Annotated in this window: 14 protein-coding genes; 7 read left to right on the top strand and 7 right to left on the bottom strand. The window is 58.2% G+C overall.

The genetic code is table 11. The features are described from left to right. Window positions 1-2 precede the first annotated feature (2 nt). From ACIGG6_RS12350 to ACIGG6_RS12335, 4 genes are all read left to right on the top strand, one after another. Window positions 3-920, top strand: coding sequence for a hydroxymethylglutaryl-CoA lyase (locus ACIGG6_RS12350; RefSeq protein WP_399844744.1), 918 nt, complete (start codon window positions 3-5; stop codon window positions 918-920). Between the two features lie 75 nt (window positions 921-995). Beyond that, entirely contained in the window at window positions 996-2696 is a 1701-nt protein-coding gene (locus ACIGG6_RS12345) for an AMP-binding protein (protein ID WP_399844742.1), read from the top strand. A gap of 110 nt (window positions 2697-2806) precedes the next feature. After that, window positions 2807-3637 carry a class I SAM-dependent methyltransferase gene (locus ACIGG6_RS12340; RefSeq protein WP_399844741.1) on the top strand — a complete coding sequence of 277 codons (831 nt, stop codon included), beginning with the start codon at window positions 2807-2809 and terminating at the stop codon, window positions 3635-3637. A gap of 44 nt (window positions 3638-3681) precedes the next feature. Continuing rightward, a complete protein-coding gene (locus ACIGG6_RS12335) occupies window positions 3682-4251 on the top strand; it encodes a hypothetical protein (RefSeq protein ID WP_083026321.1) in 570 nt (189 codons plus the stop codon). On the opposite strand, the gene ACIGG6_RS12330 is transcribed toward ACIGG6_RS12335, so the two are convergent. Beyond that, window positions 4248-6179 carry a cation:proton antiporter domain-containing protein gene (locus tag ACIGG6_RS12330; protein ID WP_399844739.1) on the bottom strand — a complete coding sequence of 644 codons (1932 nt, stop codon included), beginning with the start codon at window positions 6177-6179 and terminating at the stop codon, window positions 4248-4250. The genes ACIGG6_RS12335 and ACIGG6_RS12330 overlap by 4 nt on opposite strands. 93 nt (window positions 6180-6272) lie before the next feature. Between ACIGG6_RS12330 and ACIGG6_RS12325 the strand changes: the two genes are divergently transcribed. Genes ACIGG6_RS12325 through ACIGG6_RS12315 form a run of 3 tightly spaced genes read left to right on the top strand, consistent with a single transcriptional unit; the run spans window position 6273 to window position 8628 of the window. Continuing rightward, the gene (locus ACIGG6_RS12325) at window positions 6273-6539 is read left to right on the top strand and encodes a Trp family transcriptional regulator (RefSeq protein ID WP_399844737.1); all 267 of its coding nucleotides are present in this window, start codon (window positions 6273-6275) and stop codon (window positions 6537-6539) included. After that, window positions 6536-7957 carry an anthranilate synthase component I family protein gene (locus ACIGG6_RS12320; RefSeq protein WP_399844735.1) on the top strand — a complete coding sequence of 474 codons (1422 nt, stop codon included), beginning with the start codon at window positions 6536-6538 and terminating at the stop codon, window positions 7955-7957. The genes ACIGG6_RS12325 and ACIGG6_RS12320 overlap by 4 nt, the downstream gene beginning before the upstream one ends. Beyond that, on the top strand, window positions 7954-8628 hold the full coding sequence (locus ACIGG6_RS12315) for an anthranilate synthase component II (protein ID WP_399844733.1): 675 nt from the start codon (window positions 7954-7956) through the stop codon (window positions 8626-8628). Before ACIGG6_RS12320 ends, ACIGG6_RS12315 begins: the two co-directional genes overlap by 4 nt. On the opposite strand, the gene ACIGG6_RS12310 is transcribed toward ACIGG6_RS12315, so the two are convergent. From ACIGG6_RS12310 to relA, 6 genes are all read right to left on the bottom strand, one after another. After that, window positions 8612-8908 carry a DUF1294 domain-containing protein gene (locus ACIGG6_RS12310; RefSeq protein ID WP_399844731.1) on the bottom strand — a complete coding sequence of 99 codons (297 nt, stop codon included), beginning with the start codon at window positions 8906-8908 and terminating at the stop codon, window positions 8612-8614. The genes ACIGG6_RS12315 and ACIGG6_RS12310 overlap by 17 nt on opposite strands. A 6-nt stretch (window positions 8909-8914) precedes the next feature. Next, window positions 8915-9991, bottom strand: a complete 1077-nt coding sequence (gene rluF, locus ACIGG6_RS12305) for a 23S rRNA pseudouridine(2604) synthase RluF (protein WP_399844729.1) — start codon at window positions 9989-9991, stop codon at window positions 8915-8917. A gap of 26 nt (window positions 9992-10017) precedes the next feature. Further along, on the bottom strand, window positions 10018-10563 hold the full coding sequence (locus ACIGG6_RS12300) for a DUF924 family protein (protein ID WP_399844727.1): 546 nt from the start codon (window positions 10561-10563) through the stop codon (window positions 10018-10020). Between the two features lie 75 nt (window positions 10564-10638). After that, window positions 10639-13287, bottom strand: coding sequence for a phosphoenolpyruvate carboxylase (ppc, locus tag ACIGG6_RS12295; protein ID WP_399844725.1), 2649 nt, complete (start codon window positions 13285-13287; stop codon window positions 10639-10641). 41 nt (window positions 13288-13328) lie between these two features. Beyond that, a complete protein-coding gene (gene mazG / locus ACIGG6_RS12290; protein WP_399844723.1) occupies window positions 13329-14156 on the bottom strand; it encodes a nucleoside triphosphate pyrophosphohydrolase in 828 nt (275 codons plus the stop codon). After that, window positions 14156-16432: a GTP diphosphokinase gene (gene relA, locus ACIGG6_RS12285; RefSeq protein ID WP_399844721.1), complete on the bottom strand. Its 2277-nt coding sequence runs from the start codon at window positions 16430-16432 to the stop codon at window positions 14156-14158. The genes mazG and relA overlap by 1 nt, the downstream gene beginning before the upstream one ends. Window positions 16433-16493 lie beyond the last annotated feature (61 nt).

Raw genomic sequence — 16493 nt, 5'->3', positions numbered from 1 at the left:
ACATGGCACTGCCTACGTCTATCAAGCTATTTGAAATGGCCCCCCGCGACGGGCTGCAGAACGAGCCGGGCACCCTGGTGCCCACCGCCACCAAAATCGAGCTGATTGAGCGGCTGACTAATGCAGGCATTCGCCATATCGAAGCGGCCAGCTTTGTCTCGCCCAAGTGGGTGCCGCAGATGGGCGACGCAACGGAGGTGATGCGCGGTATTCAGCGCCAGCACGGCGTGGTGTATTCCGCGTTGACGCCTAACCTAAAGGGGTTGGAAAGCGCCCTGGAGGCAGGCGTTGAGGAAGTCGCGGTATTCGGTGCGGCATCGGAAGCGTTCTCTCAAAAGAACATCAACTGCTCGATTGCCGAGTCGCTGGCGCGCTTTGAGCCGGTGCTTGCCCGCGCCAACGAGGCAGGCGTGCGGGTGCGGGGCTACGTCTCCTGCGTGCTGGGCTGCCCTTATGAGGGGGATATCGCTCCCCATAAAGTCGCCCACGTCGCCAAAGCACTGTATGAGATGGGCTGCTATGAAGTTTCCCTGGGCGACACCATTGGCGTGGGGACGCCGCTGGCCGCTAAGCGGATGATCGAAGCCACTCGCCAGCAGGTGCCGATTGAGAAACTGGCCGCTCATTTTCACGACACTTACGGCATGGCGATTGCCAACCTGTACGCCGTACTGGAAGAAGGCGTGAGCGTGATTGATGCCGCCACGGCAGGCCTGGGTGGCTGCCCCTACGCTAAGGGCGCATCGGGCAACGTGGCCACCGAAGACGTGCTCTATTTATTGGAAGGGCTGGGTATCGATACCGGCATCGACCTGCAGGCAGTGATCGATACCGGCTACTGGATCACTCAGCAGCTTGGCCGTAAACCCAGTGCCAAAGTGGCACTCGCCAAAGGGTGTGCCAAAAGCAGCAAAGCATAACGCCACCCAAACAACCTAATAATTAAAAATGCGTCACTTCCCGTTCAGATAAGAAAAAGACATCGGAGACTCACCATGGCATCACCTGCAACCTTGCCCAGCTACACCAGCAGCACCGCAGAAAAGCCGCTGTTGGGCATGACCATTGGCGATAAATTCGACCAAATTGCCGCCCAGTACCCGGATAACGATGCGCTGATAGCGCTACACCAGAATATTCACTGGAGCTACCGGGAACTTCAGCAGGAAGTGAACCGCTGCGCCCGCGCCCTGCTCGCGATTGGTGTACAAAAAGGCGACCGCGTGGGCATTTGGGCACCCAACTGCAGCGAGTGGACGTTGACCCAGTTTGCCACCGCTAAAATTGGCGCGATTCTCGTGAACATCAACCCGTCTTACCGAACCCATGAGCTGGAGTACGCGCTGAACCAGTCCGGCGCGCGCTTTTTAGTCACCGCCAACCAATTCAAAAGCTCCGACTACACGGCGATGCTGTTCGAGCTGGCGCCAGAGCTCAACAGCTGCGCGGAAGGTCAACTACAATCACAGAAACTGCCGGACCTTGAGTGCATCATTAACCTAAGTACCGACAAGCACAGCGGCATGTGGCGCTGGGCAGACTTCATCGCCGAAGCCGACAAGGTGAGCCAAACCGACGTGGACGACCTACAGGCCACGCTGCAGTTCGACGACCCGATCAATATCCAGTACACCTCTGGCACCACAGGCTTTCCCAAGGGGGCCACGCTCTCTCACCACAACATTCTCAATAACGGCTTTTTTGTGGCCGAAAGCATGGGCTTTACCAGCGAAGACCGCTTGGTGATTCCCGTACCGCTCTACCACTGCTTTGGCATGGTGATGGGCAACCTGGGCTGCGTGACCCACGGCGCGGCGATGATCTACCCCGATGAAGGCTTCGACCCCGGCAAAGTGCTGAAAGCCGTTCATGAGCAGAAAGCCACCGCGCTCTACGGCGTGCCCACTATGTTTATTGCCGAACTTGAGCACCCTGACTTCGCCAGCACCGATTTTTCGACGCTGCGCACCGGCATTATGGCGGGCTCCATTTGCCCGGCAGAGATCATGAAGCAGGTCATCAACAAGATGAACATGAAGGGCGTGCAAATCGCCTACGGCATGACCGAAACCAGCCCGGTGTCCACGCAAACCGGCGCGAACGACACCATTGAAAAGCGCGTTTCCACCGTGGGCCGTACCCAGCCCCACCTGGAGAGCAAGATCGTCGACCCTGGCAACGGCGGCATTCTACCCCGTGGCGAAATCGGCGAGCTGTGTACCCGTGGCTACAGCGTGATGCTGAAGTATTGGAACAACGACAAAGCCACTGCCGAGGCCATCGACGAAGCGGGCTGGATGCACACCGGCGACTTAGCCACCATGGATGACGAGGGCTACATCCAGATTGTAGGCCGCATCAAAGACATGGTGATTCGCGGCGGCGAAAACGTCTACCCAAAAGAGATCGAAGAGTTCTTGTACGCCCACCCGGCGATTTCCGAAGTACAGGTCACCGGCGTGCCGGACAAAAAGTACGGCGAAGAGCTGATCGCCTGGGTGAAGCTCAACAGCACGGCGGGCGAGATTACCGGGGAAGATCTGCGCGAATACTGCAAAGGCAAAATCACCCATTTCAAGATCCCGCGCTACTTCAAGTTCGTGGATGAGTTCCCGATGACCGTCACCGGCAAAATCCAGAAATTCAAAATGCGCGAAATCTCGATTAAAGAGCTGGGGCTGGAAGACCAAAAGTAAAAGGGATCAAAGCTGTTACAACGATCAACTGCCGGTCAGAACAACCCGTGGCGGAGGCTTTCGCCAGGGTTGTTCTGACCCTGAGACGTTAGCCCCAACCGAGGCTCCCCATGCCTACTTCCCTCGCCCACCACTACCATCAAGCGCTGCGCGACCAGGATATCCTTAACCAACTGCGCACCCACTACCCTGATGGCCCCACGCTGCATCAATTAGCACCGCTCGACCAACTGCATATTGGCGGTATCGCCGCATCGAAAAGGCTCTTGGGTTTGCTCGATCAGAGCGCCCCTATGGTGCTGGATATTGGCGCGGGGCTGGGGGGATTGATGCGCCAGGGGGCCGCATTGGGTTTTCATCTCACCGGGCTGGATATTACCCACCGCTTTAACGTGCTGAATCAAGCCATCAGCCAGCTGACAATGACACAGCCTCTTAACAATTCACCAGCGGGCACGCTGCGCTGTGTGACGGGAGATGCCTGCGCACTGCCGTTTAGTGATGCCAGCTTCGATGCCGTGCTGTTCCAACACAGCCTGATGAATATGCCCGACCCTGCACGCGTACTGGCCGAGTGCCGCCGCGTGCTACGCCCTGGCGGCCAGCTGGTGATGCATGAAGTCGTCAGCGGCCCTCACAGCGAAGCGTTGCGCTTTCCGGTGCCCTGGGCCGAAGGGCCAGCGCACTCGCACTTGCTCTCGTTATCCGAGTTGACCCAAACATTAGAAGCAAGTGGCTTTAAGATTCAGCACTGCGAAGACTGGAGCCACACCGCGCTTGAATGGCGCCAGCGCCAGCGGCAAAAAGAGCAGGCCCCACTTACCGCCGTACTCTCGCCGCAGTGGGTATTCGGCGAACGATTTATGCAGATGGGAAAAAATTTGCTAGAAAACTTGGCGAATGGCGCAATTAACGTGGTGGAAATCAGTACCCGTTGCTAGGCTGATAAAGATAACGCCAATGAGAAAGGATAAGAGGAAGGCCAATGAACCGCTTGGCAAGCACCCTGCTCTTGAGTCTGTTCGGCACTGCGCTGCCCTCTAGCGGATGTTTTGCCGATGAAGACGTGCCTGTTATCTCTTACGCCGCCCCGGACAGTGCATTAATGCGGTTAGATAATGGGGTTGTACTGGAAGGCAGTGATTTAAGCAGTTTAGATACCTATACCTCCGGCTTTCGCTTAACCGCCGGGTTTAGCCCCTGGCAGCTACCCCAGCTCGATATTGGCGCTGAAATTGCCTACCGCGAAAGCGAAGAAGTCCCCACCTCCTCTAGCGTTAACCCCATGATTATGGACACCTTGAGCCTTGGCGGCGCCATTGTGGCGGGTATCCGTATGGGAGCTTTTAGCATCTACGCTAAATCTGGCCTGACCGAATGGCGAGGAGAAACCAACCAGCCAATGGCAGCTGATAGTGGCACCGCCCTTCTGCAAGGCTTTGGTGCCACCATGACCGTTAATCGATTGATCAGCCGCTTAGAGTACGAACGTATTGATGCGCCGTCGCTAAGCCATCTCAATATGCTCAGCGCATCGCTACATTTGCCGTTCTAATCTCCTTTTAAACTGTCTGCTTTTAAACTTTCTTGTTGATCGTTACTCTCCTGGGCGGGTGCCGTCCACACCGGCACTTCCTCTTGTTGCGGTGCCTGCCAATCTTGGTGCATGGCGGTATTCAGCGCTTCTTCCAGCTTCATAAATAGCTCGCCATAGCGGGGGCTGAAGCTGATGCCTTCATCAATCTCTTTCCAGGCTTCAAACAGCTCATCGGCGTGAGCGTCTTCATTCTGCACAAACGCCCAGGTCATCTGTTTAGCGCGCATCGGATGCACGCCCATGGCAGTGAGCGCATGGCCGCCTAGCTCTAGCGCCGAGTGGTACGTTTCACTGATCACGTCATCAGCACCGGCCTCGCGCAGCTGGTAGCCGTGGCCCCGGTCAAAGGCCCGCGCCAGCACCCACACATTGGGGTAAAACTGTTTGACATGCTTCACAATACCCACCGCACGCTCGCGGTCGTCGATGGCGACCACCAGCAGCCGAGCGTGCTCGATACCGGCGGTTTCTAAAAGGTCCGAGCGGCTAGCGTCGCCAAAGTAGCTTTTAATGCGAATGTTGCGCAGGTTCTCGATCTGCTCAATCTCGTGATCCAGCGCGACGATGGGAATGTTATTGGCCCGCAGAAGGCGGCAAATAATCTGCCCAAAACGGCCGACACCCGCCACGATGACCGGTGCCTGCTCTTCAATCGTATCGGCCTCACGAGCGTCATTCTTAGCAGTTTGGTAGCGCGGCAGCACAAGCTTGTCGTAAGCAATGAACAGCAGCGGCGTTAGGAACATCGACAGCGCCACCGCCAGCGAGAGCACCTGGGAGAGTTCCACCGGAATCACGCTGTTCTGCACGCTGTAGGTCAACAGCACAAAGCCAAACTCCCCCGCTTGCGCAAGGCTCAAGGTAAACAGCCAGCCGTTGCTACCCCGCACCCGGAACAGTAGCGCCAGCACTAGCAAAATGGCTGCCTTCACGACGATAACGGCTAAACCTAGGCCCAGCACCGTGACCCACTCCGCCGCGAGAACGTCAAAATTGATGCCCGCGCCCACGGTGATGAAGAACAGCCCGAGCAGCAGCCCTTTAAACGGCTCAATGTTGGCCTCAATCTCGTGCTTGAACTCGCTGTTGGCCAGTACGATACCGGCCAAAAACGCCCCCAAAGCAGGCGATAGATTCACTAAACTCATTAACGCGGCAATGCCGATCACCAGCATCAGCGCCGAGGCGGTAAATACTTCCCGTAGGCCGGAGCCAATCACGTAACGGAACAACAGCGGCCCTAAATAGTAGCCGCCGACGATCACACTGCCGATGGCGGCCACCACCACCAGCGCATGTGCCCAGGCAGGCAGATGAGCCACTAGGCTTAGCCCCGCGTGGCCATGGTCGTCACCCGCAGCGCCCATTAATTCCGGCAGCGCTAGCAGCGGGATGAGCGCCAACATAGGAATGACGGCGATATCTTGAAACAGTAGCACCGAAAAGGCGCTGCGCCCGCCTTCGGTTTTGGAAAGCCCCTTCTCACTCAAGGTTTGCAGCACAATGGCGGTGGATGAGAGCGCAAAAATCAGCCCCACCGCCAGGGCGGTTTGCCAAACGAGCCCCAGCCACCAGGCAATAGCAGCGCCTGCCGCTGCGGTCAGCACCACCTGCAAACCACCCAGGCCTAGAAGACGCACCCGCATGGCCCATAAGCCTTTGGGGTCTAGCTCCATGCCCACCAAAAACAGCATTATCACCACGCCAAATTCAGCAAAGTGCTGAATGGTGGTGGTCTCCTGGCCGACCAGACCCAGCACAGGGCCAATCACCACCCCGGCAACTAAGTAGCCCAACACCGACCCCAACCCAAATCGCTTGGCCAGCGGCACGGCAATCACCGCCGCCACTAAATAGATGAATGCTTGAATAAAATAGCCGGTCATGGCGATTCCTTAATCTCACTGCGACTTGACTTCCCTGAGCAATCAGTTAACGTACTAGTACGCTAGTACATGACTAAATCACTCGGTGGCACGATGTCCTTACACGATACGTTTCAAGCTGACTTGGTGCGCCACCTGCTTGCGATTGATACGCCCGACGCAATGGATGAAGCGCTGGCCAGCCTGCTTACGCCAGCAGAGTACCAAGAAATCAGCAAACGCCTACAGATTTTTAAGCTGCTGCGCGATGGCGTGCCCCACCGCAAAATTGCCGAAACCCTAGGCGTGGGTATTGCGACCGTGTCACGCGGATCACGCGCGCTGACGATGTTAGCCTCTTCACGGAATGATCACTTATGAGTACCACCGATACGGCCGCTGCGGCAGGCCCCCAACCGTTCACCCTGCCCCGTAAGCCCCACTACGTTACCCTGGCGGCAGACTGCGACTTCTTTGCCCTATTTCAAAAAATCGAGCGGCGCTTCGATACCTGCTACATGTTGGAATCGCTGGGTGAAGATAGCCACATGGCGCGCCATTCAATCATTGGTTTCGACCCCGAGTACACGCTCTACGCCAATGGCACCACGCTGACCATTGAAAACCGCGACGGCGATGCCAACCACTACCCCAGCGACAACCCCTACGAGCTGCTACGTAGCCTGATCCCGCAAAACATTATCTCGCGCAAGTACGCGGGCGGGTTAAGCGGTTACCTGGGCTACGACGCCATGCAGTACTTCGAGCCGTCGCTGACGCTGAAGGCCAGCGACGACTTCGATACGTTCCGCTTTGGGCTGTATAAAGACGGCCTGATCCTCGACAAGATGACCGGAGAAGTCACCTACTTCTATTACGACAATAGCCGTTACGAGTTTCTACAGACGCTGATCGACGCCGACGACGAGCCCGCAGGCGCGCTGCATATTACCGCGCTGGGCGACACCATGAGCAAAGCCGAGCACGCCGAAGCGGTCGCCAAGGTGAAGCAGGACATTATCGACGGTAAGGTTTTCCAGTGCGAAGTGGGCTTTAAAAAGCGCTTTCGCATTCAAGGTGACACGCTGGCACTTTACGACCAGCTGCGTACCATCAACCCCTCGCCGCAGATGTACTACGTGAAGTTTGGCGAACAGAAGCTGATTGGCGCGAGCCCCGAGCTGCTGTTCCGCCTACGCCAGGGCGAGATGGAGACGTTCCCGCTGGCGGGCACCACCCTGCGCGGCCAAACGCCCCAAGAAGATACCCAGCTTGCCCGCGCGCTGCTCAACGATCCGAAAGAGATCGCCGAGCACAAAATGATTGTGGACCTGCACCGCAACGACATTGGTCGAGTGGCCCAGTTTGGCACGGTCAAAGTACGCAGCCTGATGGATATCAAGCGCTTCAGCCACGTTCAGCATATCTCTAGTGAAATCGTCGGCATTATTGCCGAAGGCGAAGACATGTTCACCGCGCTGGCCAGCAACTTCCCCGCGGGCACGCTAACCGGCGCACCCAAGATTGAAGCGATGAAAATCATCGATGACCTGGAAACCGATGGGCGCGGCCCCTACGGCGGCGCGGTGGGTCAGTTCTCCTTCAACGGCGACTGCACCTTTGCTATCCCCATCCGTACGGTGTTTGTCAACGGCGAGCGCGCTTACGTGCAAACCTGTGGCGGCAACGTGTACGACAGCAACGCCGAGGATGAGTACGAAGAGATCCGCCGCAAGTTTGCCGGCACCCGCAAGGCCTTGGCCCCCTTTATGGATACGGAAACGGAGAGCCCCGCATGAAGGTGCTGATTATCGATAACTACGACTCCTTCACCTATAACCTCTACCAGTTTATTGGTGAGATTCTGACCACGGAGAAGAATCGCGGCGAGCTGCCCCATTTTGAGATCATGGTGAAGCGCAATAACCAGATTGATTTTAAAGCGATTGAAGCCATGGCGCCGGATCGCATTATTATCTCGCCTGGCCCGGGCTCGCCGGATGACCCACGCTACTTTGGCGTATGCGCTGAAGTGATCGAGAAGCTGGGCAAAACCACGCCGCTGCTGGGCGTTTGTTTAGGCATGCAGGGCATCGTGCATGTGTTTGGCGGCAAGGTGGTCAAAGCGCCGCTGCCGATGCACGGCAAAATCAGCCCCATCAACCACGACAACCGCTCTGTGTTTAACGGCGTACCCGATCAGCTTGAGGTGATGCGCTACCACTCGCTGATTGCCGATGCGACGACGCTACCGGAGTGCCTGGAAGTGACCGCCACGGTGGGCTCACTCACCGCCGACAGCTTTGCTGAACGCGGCCGCTGGCAGGCAGCGGGTGAGTTTGAGCTGATGGGCGTGAAGCACCGTGACTACCCGATTCACGGCATTCAGTTTCACCCGGAGTCGTTTGCCACCGAGGGCGGCAAAGAGCTGATTGCCAACTTCCTGTTTGCCCCTAACGCAGCGGCATAACGGCGATCAAGCCAATAAGCACCACAAGATTGAGGAGCACCGTGACCCAATAAACGCGCCGAAAGGCAGTTTTTTGGGTCTTGTGGCGCAGCTGTTGCTGCGCGCACCAAGCCCCCGGCCAACCGCCTACCAGCGCCAGCCAGTGCAGCGTTTTTTCGCTCACGCGCTGGCGCTTTTTGATCGCGGCCCTTTTATCCCACGCATAGGTGGCATAGGTAATCACGCTGACCGCCACATACCACGCCAGTAGGTAACTTATATAAGTAGGCATCTCTGTCATGGAGAACTACTTGCGCCGGGAAGGCGGCTTACCGGAGGCGGCTTTACCCCCGCTGGGGCGGCCGCCCTTTATCGCGCCCTTACTCGCGCCCGGTTTGCCGTTAGAGTGACTCCCGGGCCTCCCCTTTCCTTTAGTGGCCGGTCTTCCCGCTGACGCTGCTCCTTTGCCGCCTGGCTTACCAGTAGCGGCCCCTTTTGCCTTAGGATCCTTGCGGGCTTTGTTACCGGCACGGGCACCTGAAGAGGCCCGTTTTGCTGTCGGCTTTTTATCCTGCGCGCTACTTCTACCGCCGCTGTAGTTGGGACGGGCGATGTTTTTCTTCTCAGATGCTTTCTTCTCAGATGCTTTCTTCTCTGGCGCTACATCTGAGGTTTCGGTGAGGGCAACAATAGTCTCGATCTCTTTAGGAGTCAGGTCACGCCAATCCCCCAGCGCCAGCCCTTTCAGCGACACGTTCATGATGCGCGTACGCACTAGCTGGGTGACTTCATAGCCAAAGTATTCGCACATACGGCGAATTTGACGGTTGAGCCCCTGCACTAGCGTGATATTGAACACAAAGGTGGACTCTTTGACCACCTGACACTTCTTTGTCATCTGCCCGAGAATCGGCACGCCGCCCTGCATACCGGCAATGAATTCGTCGGTGATCGGCTTATTCACCGTTACCACGTACTCTTTTTCGTGGTTGTTGTTGGCGCGTAGGATCTTGTTGACCAAGTCGCCGTTGTTGGTGAGAAAGATCAGCCCCTGGGAGTCTTTATCTAGGCGCCCAATCGGGAAAATACGCGTGCCGTGCTTCACAAACTCAACGATATTGTCTTTTTCTGCCGACTCCGTGGTGCTGACAATACCCACCGGCTTATTCAGCGCGATGAGAACGAGATCCTCCTCTTCCTGCGGCTCGATCTCCTGGCCGTTGACCTTTACCCGATCCCCCGCGACCACCTGGTCGCCGGTGGTTGCCCGGCGGCCGTTGATCCACACATTGCCCTGCTCGACAAAGCGGTCTGCCTCCCGGCGGGAACAGAGGCCGCTTTCGCTGATGTATTTATTGATACGGGTAGATTTTCGTAACGACATAAAACGCCATGTAGCCTAAATAAACGTTAAAAAGAGGAGCCGGGCTGTTTCAGGAATTCGACCTCTTCTGGGGTCGAGGTTCTGCCCAAGACCGCATTACGATGCGGGTAGCGCCCAAAACGATCAATAATCGCCTTGTGGCGTTTCTCAAACTCTAGATTGCTCTCTAACCCCGGCTGGTCGAATAGCTGAAGAGCAACGGTATGAATCGCCGCCGACTCACTGTGCATATAGGGCATATAGAGAAAGCTGCGCTCCACCGCTGACAACGACTGGTCGGCCCCGCTGGCAACCGCCTCCTGAGCCAGCGCTAACGCCAGCGTGTCGCTGGCGAACGAGCGGGCATTATCGCGGTAGATATTACGCGAGAACTGGTCCAGTACGATGATCTCTGCCAGCCGACCGCGGGCCGAACGACGCCACTCGAAACACTCGCACGCTGCGGCACTCATCAGCACATCACTGAATCGCTCGGCAATCTGCCGATCCATCTCAGCGTCTTTTTTGAACCACTGTGCGGGCGTCAGCTCCTGAAACCAGAAGGCCAACACGGCCTGGGCATCTGCCGTCATGTTTTGCCTCCAACACTGGACGTAAAGAAAAGCGCCGCCACCCATCGGTAGCGGCGCAGATAGGCAGCTATTAGCTTAGCCCGTGTTACGCAGGCCAGCCGCAATCCCTGCCATAGTGACCATCAAAGCGCGGGAGAGATCTGGGCTAATCGCCCCGTCAGCATCCCGATTACGCTGCAAAAGCTCGGCTTGCAGGCCATGCAGCGGGTCGATGTAAGGGTTGCGTACGTCTATCGCCTGACGAATCAGCGGCGTGTTCTCCAGCAGCTTCTCCTGCTGAAGAATATCTAACACCACGTCTTCCAGCCGCTCGAAGCGTTCACGGAGCTTCTTACCCAGCGCTTTCAGCGACGGCTCGTCCACCAAGCGATGCTCGTAGTAGGCGGCAATCGCCACGTCTGCTTTGGCCAGCAGCATCTCTAACATATCCAGGTAGGTGCCAAAGAACGGCCACTGGGTGCGCATCTCTTGCAGCACTTCACGACCGCCGGGCTGCTCCAGGCGGCGGGAGAAGGCTTCGCCGCTGCCAAGCCATGCAGGCAGCATTAGGCGGATCTGAGTCCAGGCGAAAATCCAAGGAATCGCCCGCAGGGTTTCCACGCCGCCATCCTGGCGGCGCTTAGTGGGCCGCGAGCCTAGCGGCAATCGACCCAGCGCCCCTTCCGGCGTCACCGCACGGAAGTACGGCACAAAATCCGGATCTTCCCGTACCACGCCCACATAAGCGCCGTGGGCCACCTTGGCCAATTGATCCATCTCCTCACGCCAGTGGGGTTCCGGCGCGGGCGGTGGCAGCAGCGTGGCTTCCAGCACCGCACAGGCGTAGATCTCCATGGAGCGAAGCGCGATATCCGGCTGGCCGAACTTGAAGCGAATCATCTCGCCCTGCTCGGTCACCCGCAGGCTGCCGTTCACGGAGCCCGGCGGCTGAGACAGAATCGCCGCGTGGGCCGGACCGCCCCCACGGCCCACGGTGCCGCCGCGGCCGTGGAATAGCGTTAGGTCAACACCATGCTTTTCGCACACGTTCACCAGCGCTTCCTGGGCGCGGTACTGTGCCCAAGCGGCGGCGAGCTGACCGGCATCTTTGGCGGAGTCGGAGTAGCCGATCATCACTTCTTGGCGGTCTTTCGTCAGGGCGCGATAGCCCGGCAGCGCCAGAAGTTGATCGATTACATCCCCCGCGTGATCCAGGTCGTTGAGGGTTTCGAACAGCGGCGCGATGGGCAGCGTTACTTGCCCACCCACTTCCTTCATCAACAGTGCCACGGTGAGCACATCAGAGGGCTCGGCGGCCATGGAGATAATGTAAGTACCCAGCGCTTCGGCATGCTCCTGGGCAATTACCTTAAAGGTGTCGATGACTTCCCGGGACTCCGCAGAACACTCCCAGCGGCGGGGAATCAGCGGGCGACGGGACTCAAGCTCCGCGAGCAAAAACTCCTGACGCTGGGTTTCGCTCCACTCCTGGTAATGACCTAGCCCCAGCGAGCTGGTGAGTTCTTCCATTACTTGGGCGTGGCGGCTGGCTTCCTGGCGAAGGTCGAGCTTGGTCAGCGTGACGCCGAACACGGCCACACGGCGCAGGGTATCCAGCAGCGCACCGTTGGCGATGGTATCCAGCCCCACGTCACACAGCGAGCGGTAGCAGGCCAGCAGCGGCGCGTAGATTTGGTCGCGGGTTTCAATAATCGGCCCGCCGTCATAGTTGCGGCCATCCAACTGCGCTTTCGCCCAGTCCCGGGTGGCTTCCATTTTAGTCAGCAGCCGCTTGAGCAGCTCCCGGTAGGGCTCCGCCACATCGCCCACTTCGGCTTTTAGGGCGCTGTTGGCTTTCCACATGGAGAGCTCGGTTTTGAGCTGTTCTAAATCGCGCAGATAGAGATCCGCTGCCATCCAGCGGCCTAGCAGCAGCACTTCCTGGGTCACTTTGGCGGTGACATTCGGGTTGCCGTCGCGGTCGCCACCCATCCAGGAGGCGTAACGAATCGGTGCGGCGTCTAGCGGCAGTCGCTCACCTGCGGTGTCCAGCAGCAGGTTATCCAGGTCGCGGTGGAAATCCGGCACCGCTTGCCACAGCGAGTTCTCGATGACGGCAAAGCCCCACTTAGCTTCGTCTACTGGCGTGGGACGTTCGTGGCGAATTTCATCGGTGTGCCACGCTTGGCTAATCAGCTCTTCCAAGCGGCCTTGGGCACGTGCGCCACGCTCGGGGTAATCTTCCGAGCTCTCAATCGCGGTCAAGCACTCATCAATGGCGTCGTATTTCTGGATCAGCGTGCGGCGGATAACTTCGGTGGGGTGCGCGGTCAGCACCAGCTCCACGCGCATATTGGCCAGGGTTTCCACCAGTTTGCGCGGTGAATTACCCGCCTGCTGGGCACGTCCTAGCAGCTCTCCAAGTGCAGGCTGCGAGCCGGGTTTGTAGTCCTCTACCCGACGAAACCGCGCCCGGTAGTGCTGCTCGGCGATGTTAGCCAAGTTCAAAAACTGGTTAAAAGCTCGTGTAACGGGCAACAGATCGCGTTCCGGCAGCTGACGCAGGTACTCAATGAGCTGGCGCTGCTGAAGGGTATCCCCCTGACGACCGCGCTTGGCGTGGGCACGAATGGTTTCAATCTTATCGACAAACGACTGGCCTAAATCATCGGCGATGGTTCGCCCTAGACTGTCGCCCAGAATACGCACGTTATCGCGCAGTGATTCGTGTAGATCATGACTCATTGGCGTGGCCTCCTTGCGGGGTCGCGTTGATGGTTTTGAAATTAGCGTTGTTCTTGGGCTTTCGCGTCTTGCCAGTGGCTTTCCATCTCATCCAGCGAGGCCTCGTTTAACGGGCGCTCGGCATCGGCAAGCGCGCGTTCAACATAGCGAAAGCGGCGCTCGAATTTTGCATTGGTGCTGCGTAGACACTGCTCGGGGTCGGCGCCTAGCGTGCGGGCTAAATTGGTGACGGCAAACAGCAGGTCGCCCACCTCATCCTGGGCATGCTGTCGATCACCTGCCGTCAGCGCCTCTTCGACCTCCTCCAGCTCCTCGCGAATTTTGGCCAGCACGCCTTCGGCATCAGGCCAATCAAAGCCAACCCGGGCGGCGCGTTTGGAGAGTTTGGCGGCGCGGCTAAGGGCGGGCAGCGTGCGGGGCACGTCATCCAACACCGACGGTGCTTGGGTGGCTCGTTCGGCGCGCTCGTCGGCTTTGAGGGCTTCCCAGCGGCTGTTCACCTGCTGGGTTTTGACCTCGTCGGCACTCACACCGGGCGGGCGGCGCGAAGCCAGCGTGCCGTCTGGGAACACATGGGGGTGACGGCGCAGCATTTTGGCGGTCAGCGTATCGACGATATCGTGAAAGTCGAAGCGCTGCTCTTCTGCGCCAAGCTGGGCGTAATAGACCACTTGAAACAGCAGGTCGCCTAGCTCACCGGGCAACTCGTCAAAGGCGCGACGCTCAATGGCGTCGGCCACTTCGTAAGCCTCTTCCAGTGTATGGGGCACGATGCTGTCCCAATCCTGCTTGATATCCCACGGGCAGCCCTGCTCCCGGTCGCGCAATACGGTCATCAGGGTGAGCAAATCGTCCAGGGTATGGCGCATCAGGCCCCTCCTTTACGGGCACTTTTTTCAGGGTCGGCATTACGCAGGCGGCGTACTTCGGTCACATTGGGTAGCTGCTGAACCCGCGAGAAGAGCCTACCCAAGGATTCCAAACCGTCCACCTCTAGAGTAATGCGCAGCCGGGCGATGCCTTCATCTGTGTCCGTTAGCGTGTTGACCGCTAACACATTGACCTTTTCGTTGCCCAGTAGGCCCGTGACATCGCGTAGCAGGCCCGAGCGGTCCCAGGCTTGAATCTCAATGGTCACTGGGTAGCGTGTGTGCGCTCGCTCGCCCCACTCCACCTCGATAATGCGCTGGGGCTCTTCCATGCGCAATTGGAGAATATTGGTGCAGTCTTGGCGGTGCACGGTCACACCGCGCCCCTGGGTAATAAAGCCAACAATCGGCTCGCCGGGCACCGGGCGGCAGCAGTTCGCCATGCTGGTTTTCAGGTTACCCACCCCAAGCACGGTAATATCGCTTTGGGTGGCCTTGCTGGGCTGGCGGCGAGGTTTCGCCAGTAGGCGATGTAGCTGCTCCTGGTCATCGGTTTCACCAAACAGCTGCTGGGCTTGATGCAGCACTTGGCCGATTCGCAGGTCGCCTGCCCCTAACGCCGCGTACATATCGTCGGCGTTTTGGTAGTTGACGGCTTTGGCGAGCTTAGCAAGGTCGAGCCCTTCCACATCCAAGCGGCGCATTTCGCGCTCAAACAGCGCGCGCCCTTCGTCCAGGTTCTGGTCGCGGGCCTGATGCTTAAACCACGCCTGGATTTTGGCCCGCGCCCGGGAGGTGCGCACATAGCCCAAACTGGGGTTGAGCCAGTCGCGGCTGGGGCCGCCTTTGGTGGCGGTGAGAATCTCGATTTGCTGGCCGGTTTTCAGCTTGTAGGTCAGCGGGACGATGCGACCGTTAACTTTGGCACCTCGGCAGCGATGGCCAATTTCGGTGTGCACCCGGTAAGCAAAATCGATGGGCGTGGCAATACGCGGCAGGTCGATGACATGCCCATCCGGGGTAAAGACGTAGATACGGTCGGGGGCGACATCGCTGGAGAGGCCTTCACGTAAATCACCAAAGCCGCCCACTTCGTCCTGCCACTCCAACACTTGGCGCAGCCAGGCGATTTTTTCTTCATAGCTACGGCTTTTGGCGTTGGTGTCGTGGCCTTTATAGCGCCAGTGGGCACAAACGCCCAACTCGGCTTCGTCGTGCATAGAGAAGGTGCGGATCTGTATCTCCAGCACCTTGTTCTCCGGCCCCATGACGGCGGTATGCAGCGACTGATAGCCGTTTTTCTTAGGGTTGGCGATGTAGTCGTCAAACTCGTTGGGCACGTGATGCCAGCGGGAGTGAACGATGCCTAACACGGTGTAGCAGTCGGTGACTTCCGGCACCAGGATACGCACGGCGCGCACGTCGTGTACCTGGGAAAAATCAATCCGCTTGCGCTTCATTTTGCGCCAGATGGAGTAGATATGCTTGGCCCGGCCGCTCACGTCGTAGCGGTGAATATGCTGGGCTTCCATCAGGCCTTTGAGGGTTTCGACCACGTCGTGAATATAGCGGTCGCGATCAAGGCGCTTCTCCGCCAATAGCTTGGCGATGGCCTTGTATTCCTCTTCGTGGAGATAACGAAACGAGAGGTCTTCGAGCTCCCATTTGATCTGGCCAATACCCAGGCGGTGGGCCAGCGGCGCGTAGATATCCGCCACTTCCCTGGCGACCTGTAAGCATTTCTCACGGGGAGCGTCTTTGACTTGGCGCAGCGCGCAGGTGCGCTCGGCAATTTTGATCAGGGCGACGCGCACGTCGCCCACCATATTCACCAGCATTTTGCGCAGGTTTTCCTGCTGGTTGTGCTGGCTCATGCCATGGTTGGGTGCCAATGGGTAGCTGATGGCGGCCATTTGCAGCACGCCATCAATGAGCTTGGCGACTTCATCCCCAAAGCGCTTGGTGACCGCCTCCAGACTCAGCAGACCTTCCCGAACGGCGCGGTAAAGCACGGCTGCCTCAAGGGTCGATTGGTCGAGCTTCAGGTCGGCGAGTATATCCGCCATCTCAAGCCCCATACGGAAACTAGAGCCCGGCGACAGCCACACGCGATGGGTGCGAGGCGCTTCTCGATCTAGCTGTTCGGCAAGCTCACAGGCTTGAACCAAACGCTCGGGTTCACGTAGGCGCACATCTTCTTGAAGGCGCGTTAACCATTGTTGTATGTCCACCTTTCCGCTTTCTGTTAGCGGCTGGTCTTCACGCACTTTCACCATGACTATGACTCATCCTTTTAGGGTGGCAGCTTTCACACTGCTGCCACCAAGGCTTGCTGCA

The sequence above is a fragment of the Vreelandella lionensis genome, from assembly GCF_044543515.1.
In the GTDB taxonomy this organism is placed as follows: Bacteria; Pseudomonadota; Gammaproteobacteria; order Pseudomonadales; family Halomonadaceae; genus Vreelandella; species Vreelandella lionensis.
Note: the sequence above shows the minus strand (reverse complement) of the source record. Positions and strands in the feature narration are given on the sequence as shown.

Bases quoted from the DNA above. Each gene is read 5' to 3' on its own strand.
- mazG (WP_399844723.1), bottom strand. From the start codon at position 14,156: ATGCGCCATACCCTGGACGATTTGCTCACCCTGATGACCGTATTGCGC.
- ACIGG6_RS12330 (WP_399844739.1), bottom strand. From the start codon at position 6,179: ATGACCGGCTATTTTATTCAAGCATTCATCTATTTAGTGGCGGCGGTG.
- relA (WP_399844721.1), bottom strand. From the start codon at position 16,432: ATGGTGAAAGTGCGTGAAGACCAGCCGCTAACAGAAAGCGGAAAGGTG.
- rluF (WP_399844729.1), bottom strand. From the start codon at position 9,991: ATGTCGTTACGAAAATCTACCCGTATCAATAAATACATCAGCGAAAGC.
- ACIGG6_RS12315 (WP_399844733.1), top strand. From the start codon at position 7,954: ATGAAGGTGCTGATTATCGATAACTACGACTCCTTCACCTATAACCTC.
- ACIGG6_RS12320 (WP_399844735.1), top strand. From the start codon at position 6,536: ATGAGTACCACCGATACGGCCGCTGCGGCAGGCCCCCAACCGTTCACC.
- ACIGG6_RS12350 (WP_399844744.1), top strand. From the start codon at position 3: ATGGCACTGCCTACGTCTATCAAGCTATTTGAAATGGCCCCCCGCGAC.
- ACIGG6_RS12310 (WP_399844731.1), bottom strand. From the start codon at position 8,908: ATGACAGAGATGCCTACTTATATAAGTTACCTACTGGCGTGGTATGTG.
- ppc (WP_399844725.1), bottom strand. From the start codon at position 13,287: ATGAGTCATGATCTACACGAATCACTGCGCGATAACGTGCGTATTCTG.
- ACIGG6_RS12345 (WP_399844742.1), top strand. From the start codon at position 996: ATGGCATCACCTGCAACCTTGCCCAGCTACACCAGCAGCACCGCAGAA.
- ACIGG6_RS12300 (WP_399844727.1), bottom strand. From the start codon at position 10,563: ATGACGGCAGATGCCCAGGCCGTGTTGGCCTTCTGGTTTCAGGAGCTG.
- ACIGG6_RS12335 (WP_083026321.1), top strand. From the start codon at position 3,682: ATGAACCGCTTGGCAAGCACCCTGCTCTTGAGTCTGTTCGGCACTGCG.
- ACIGG6_RS12325 (WP_399844737.1), top strand. From the start codon at position 6,273: ATGTCCTTACACGATACGTTTCAAGCTGACTTGGTGCGCCACCTGCTT.
- ACIGG6_RS12340 (WP_399844741.1), top strand. From the start codon at position 2,807: ATGCCTACTTCCCTCGCCCACCACTACCATCAAGCGCTGCGCGACCAG.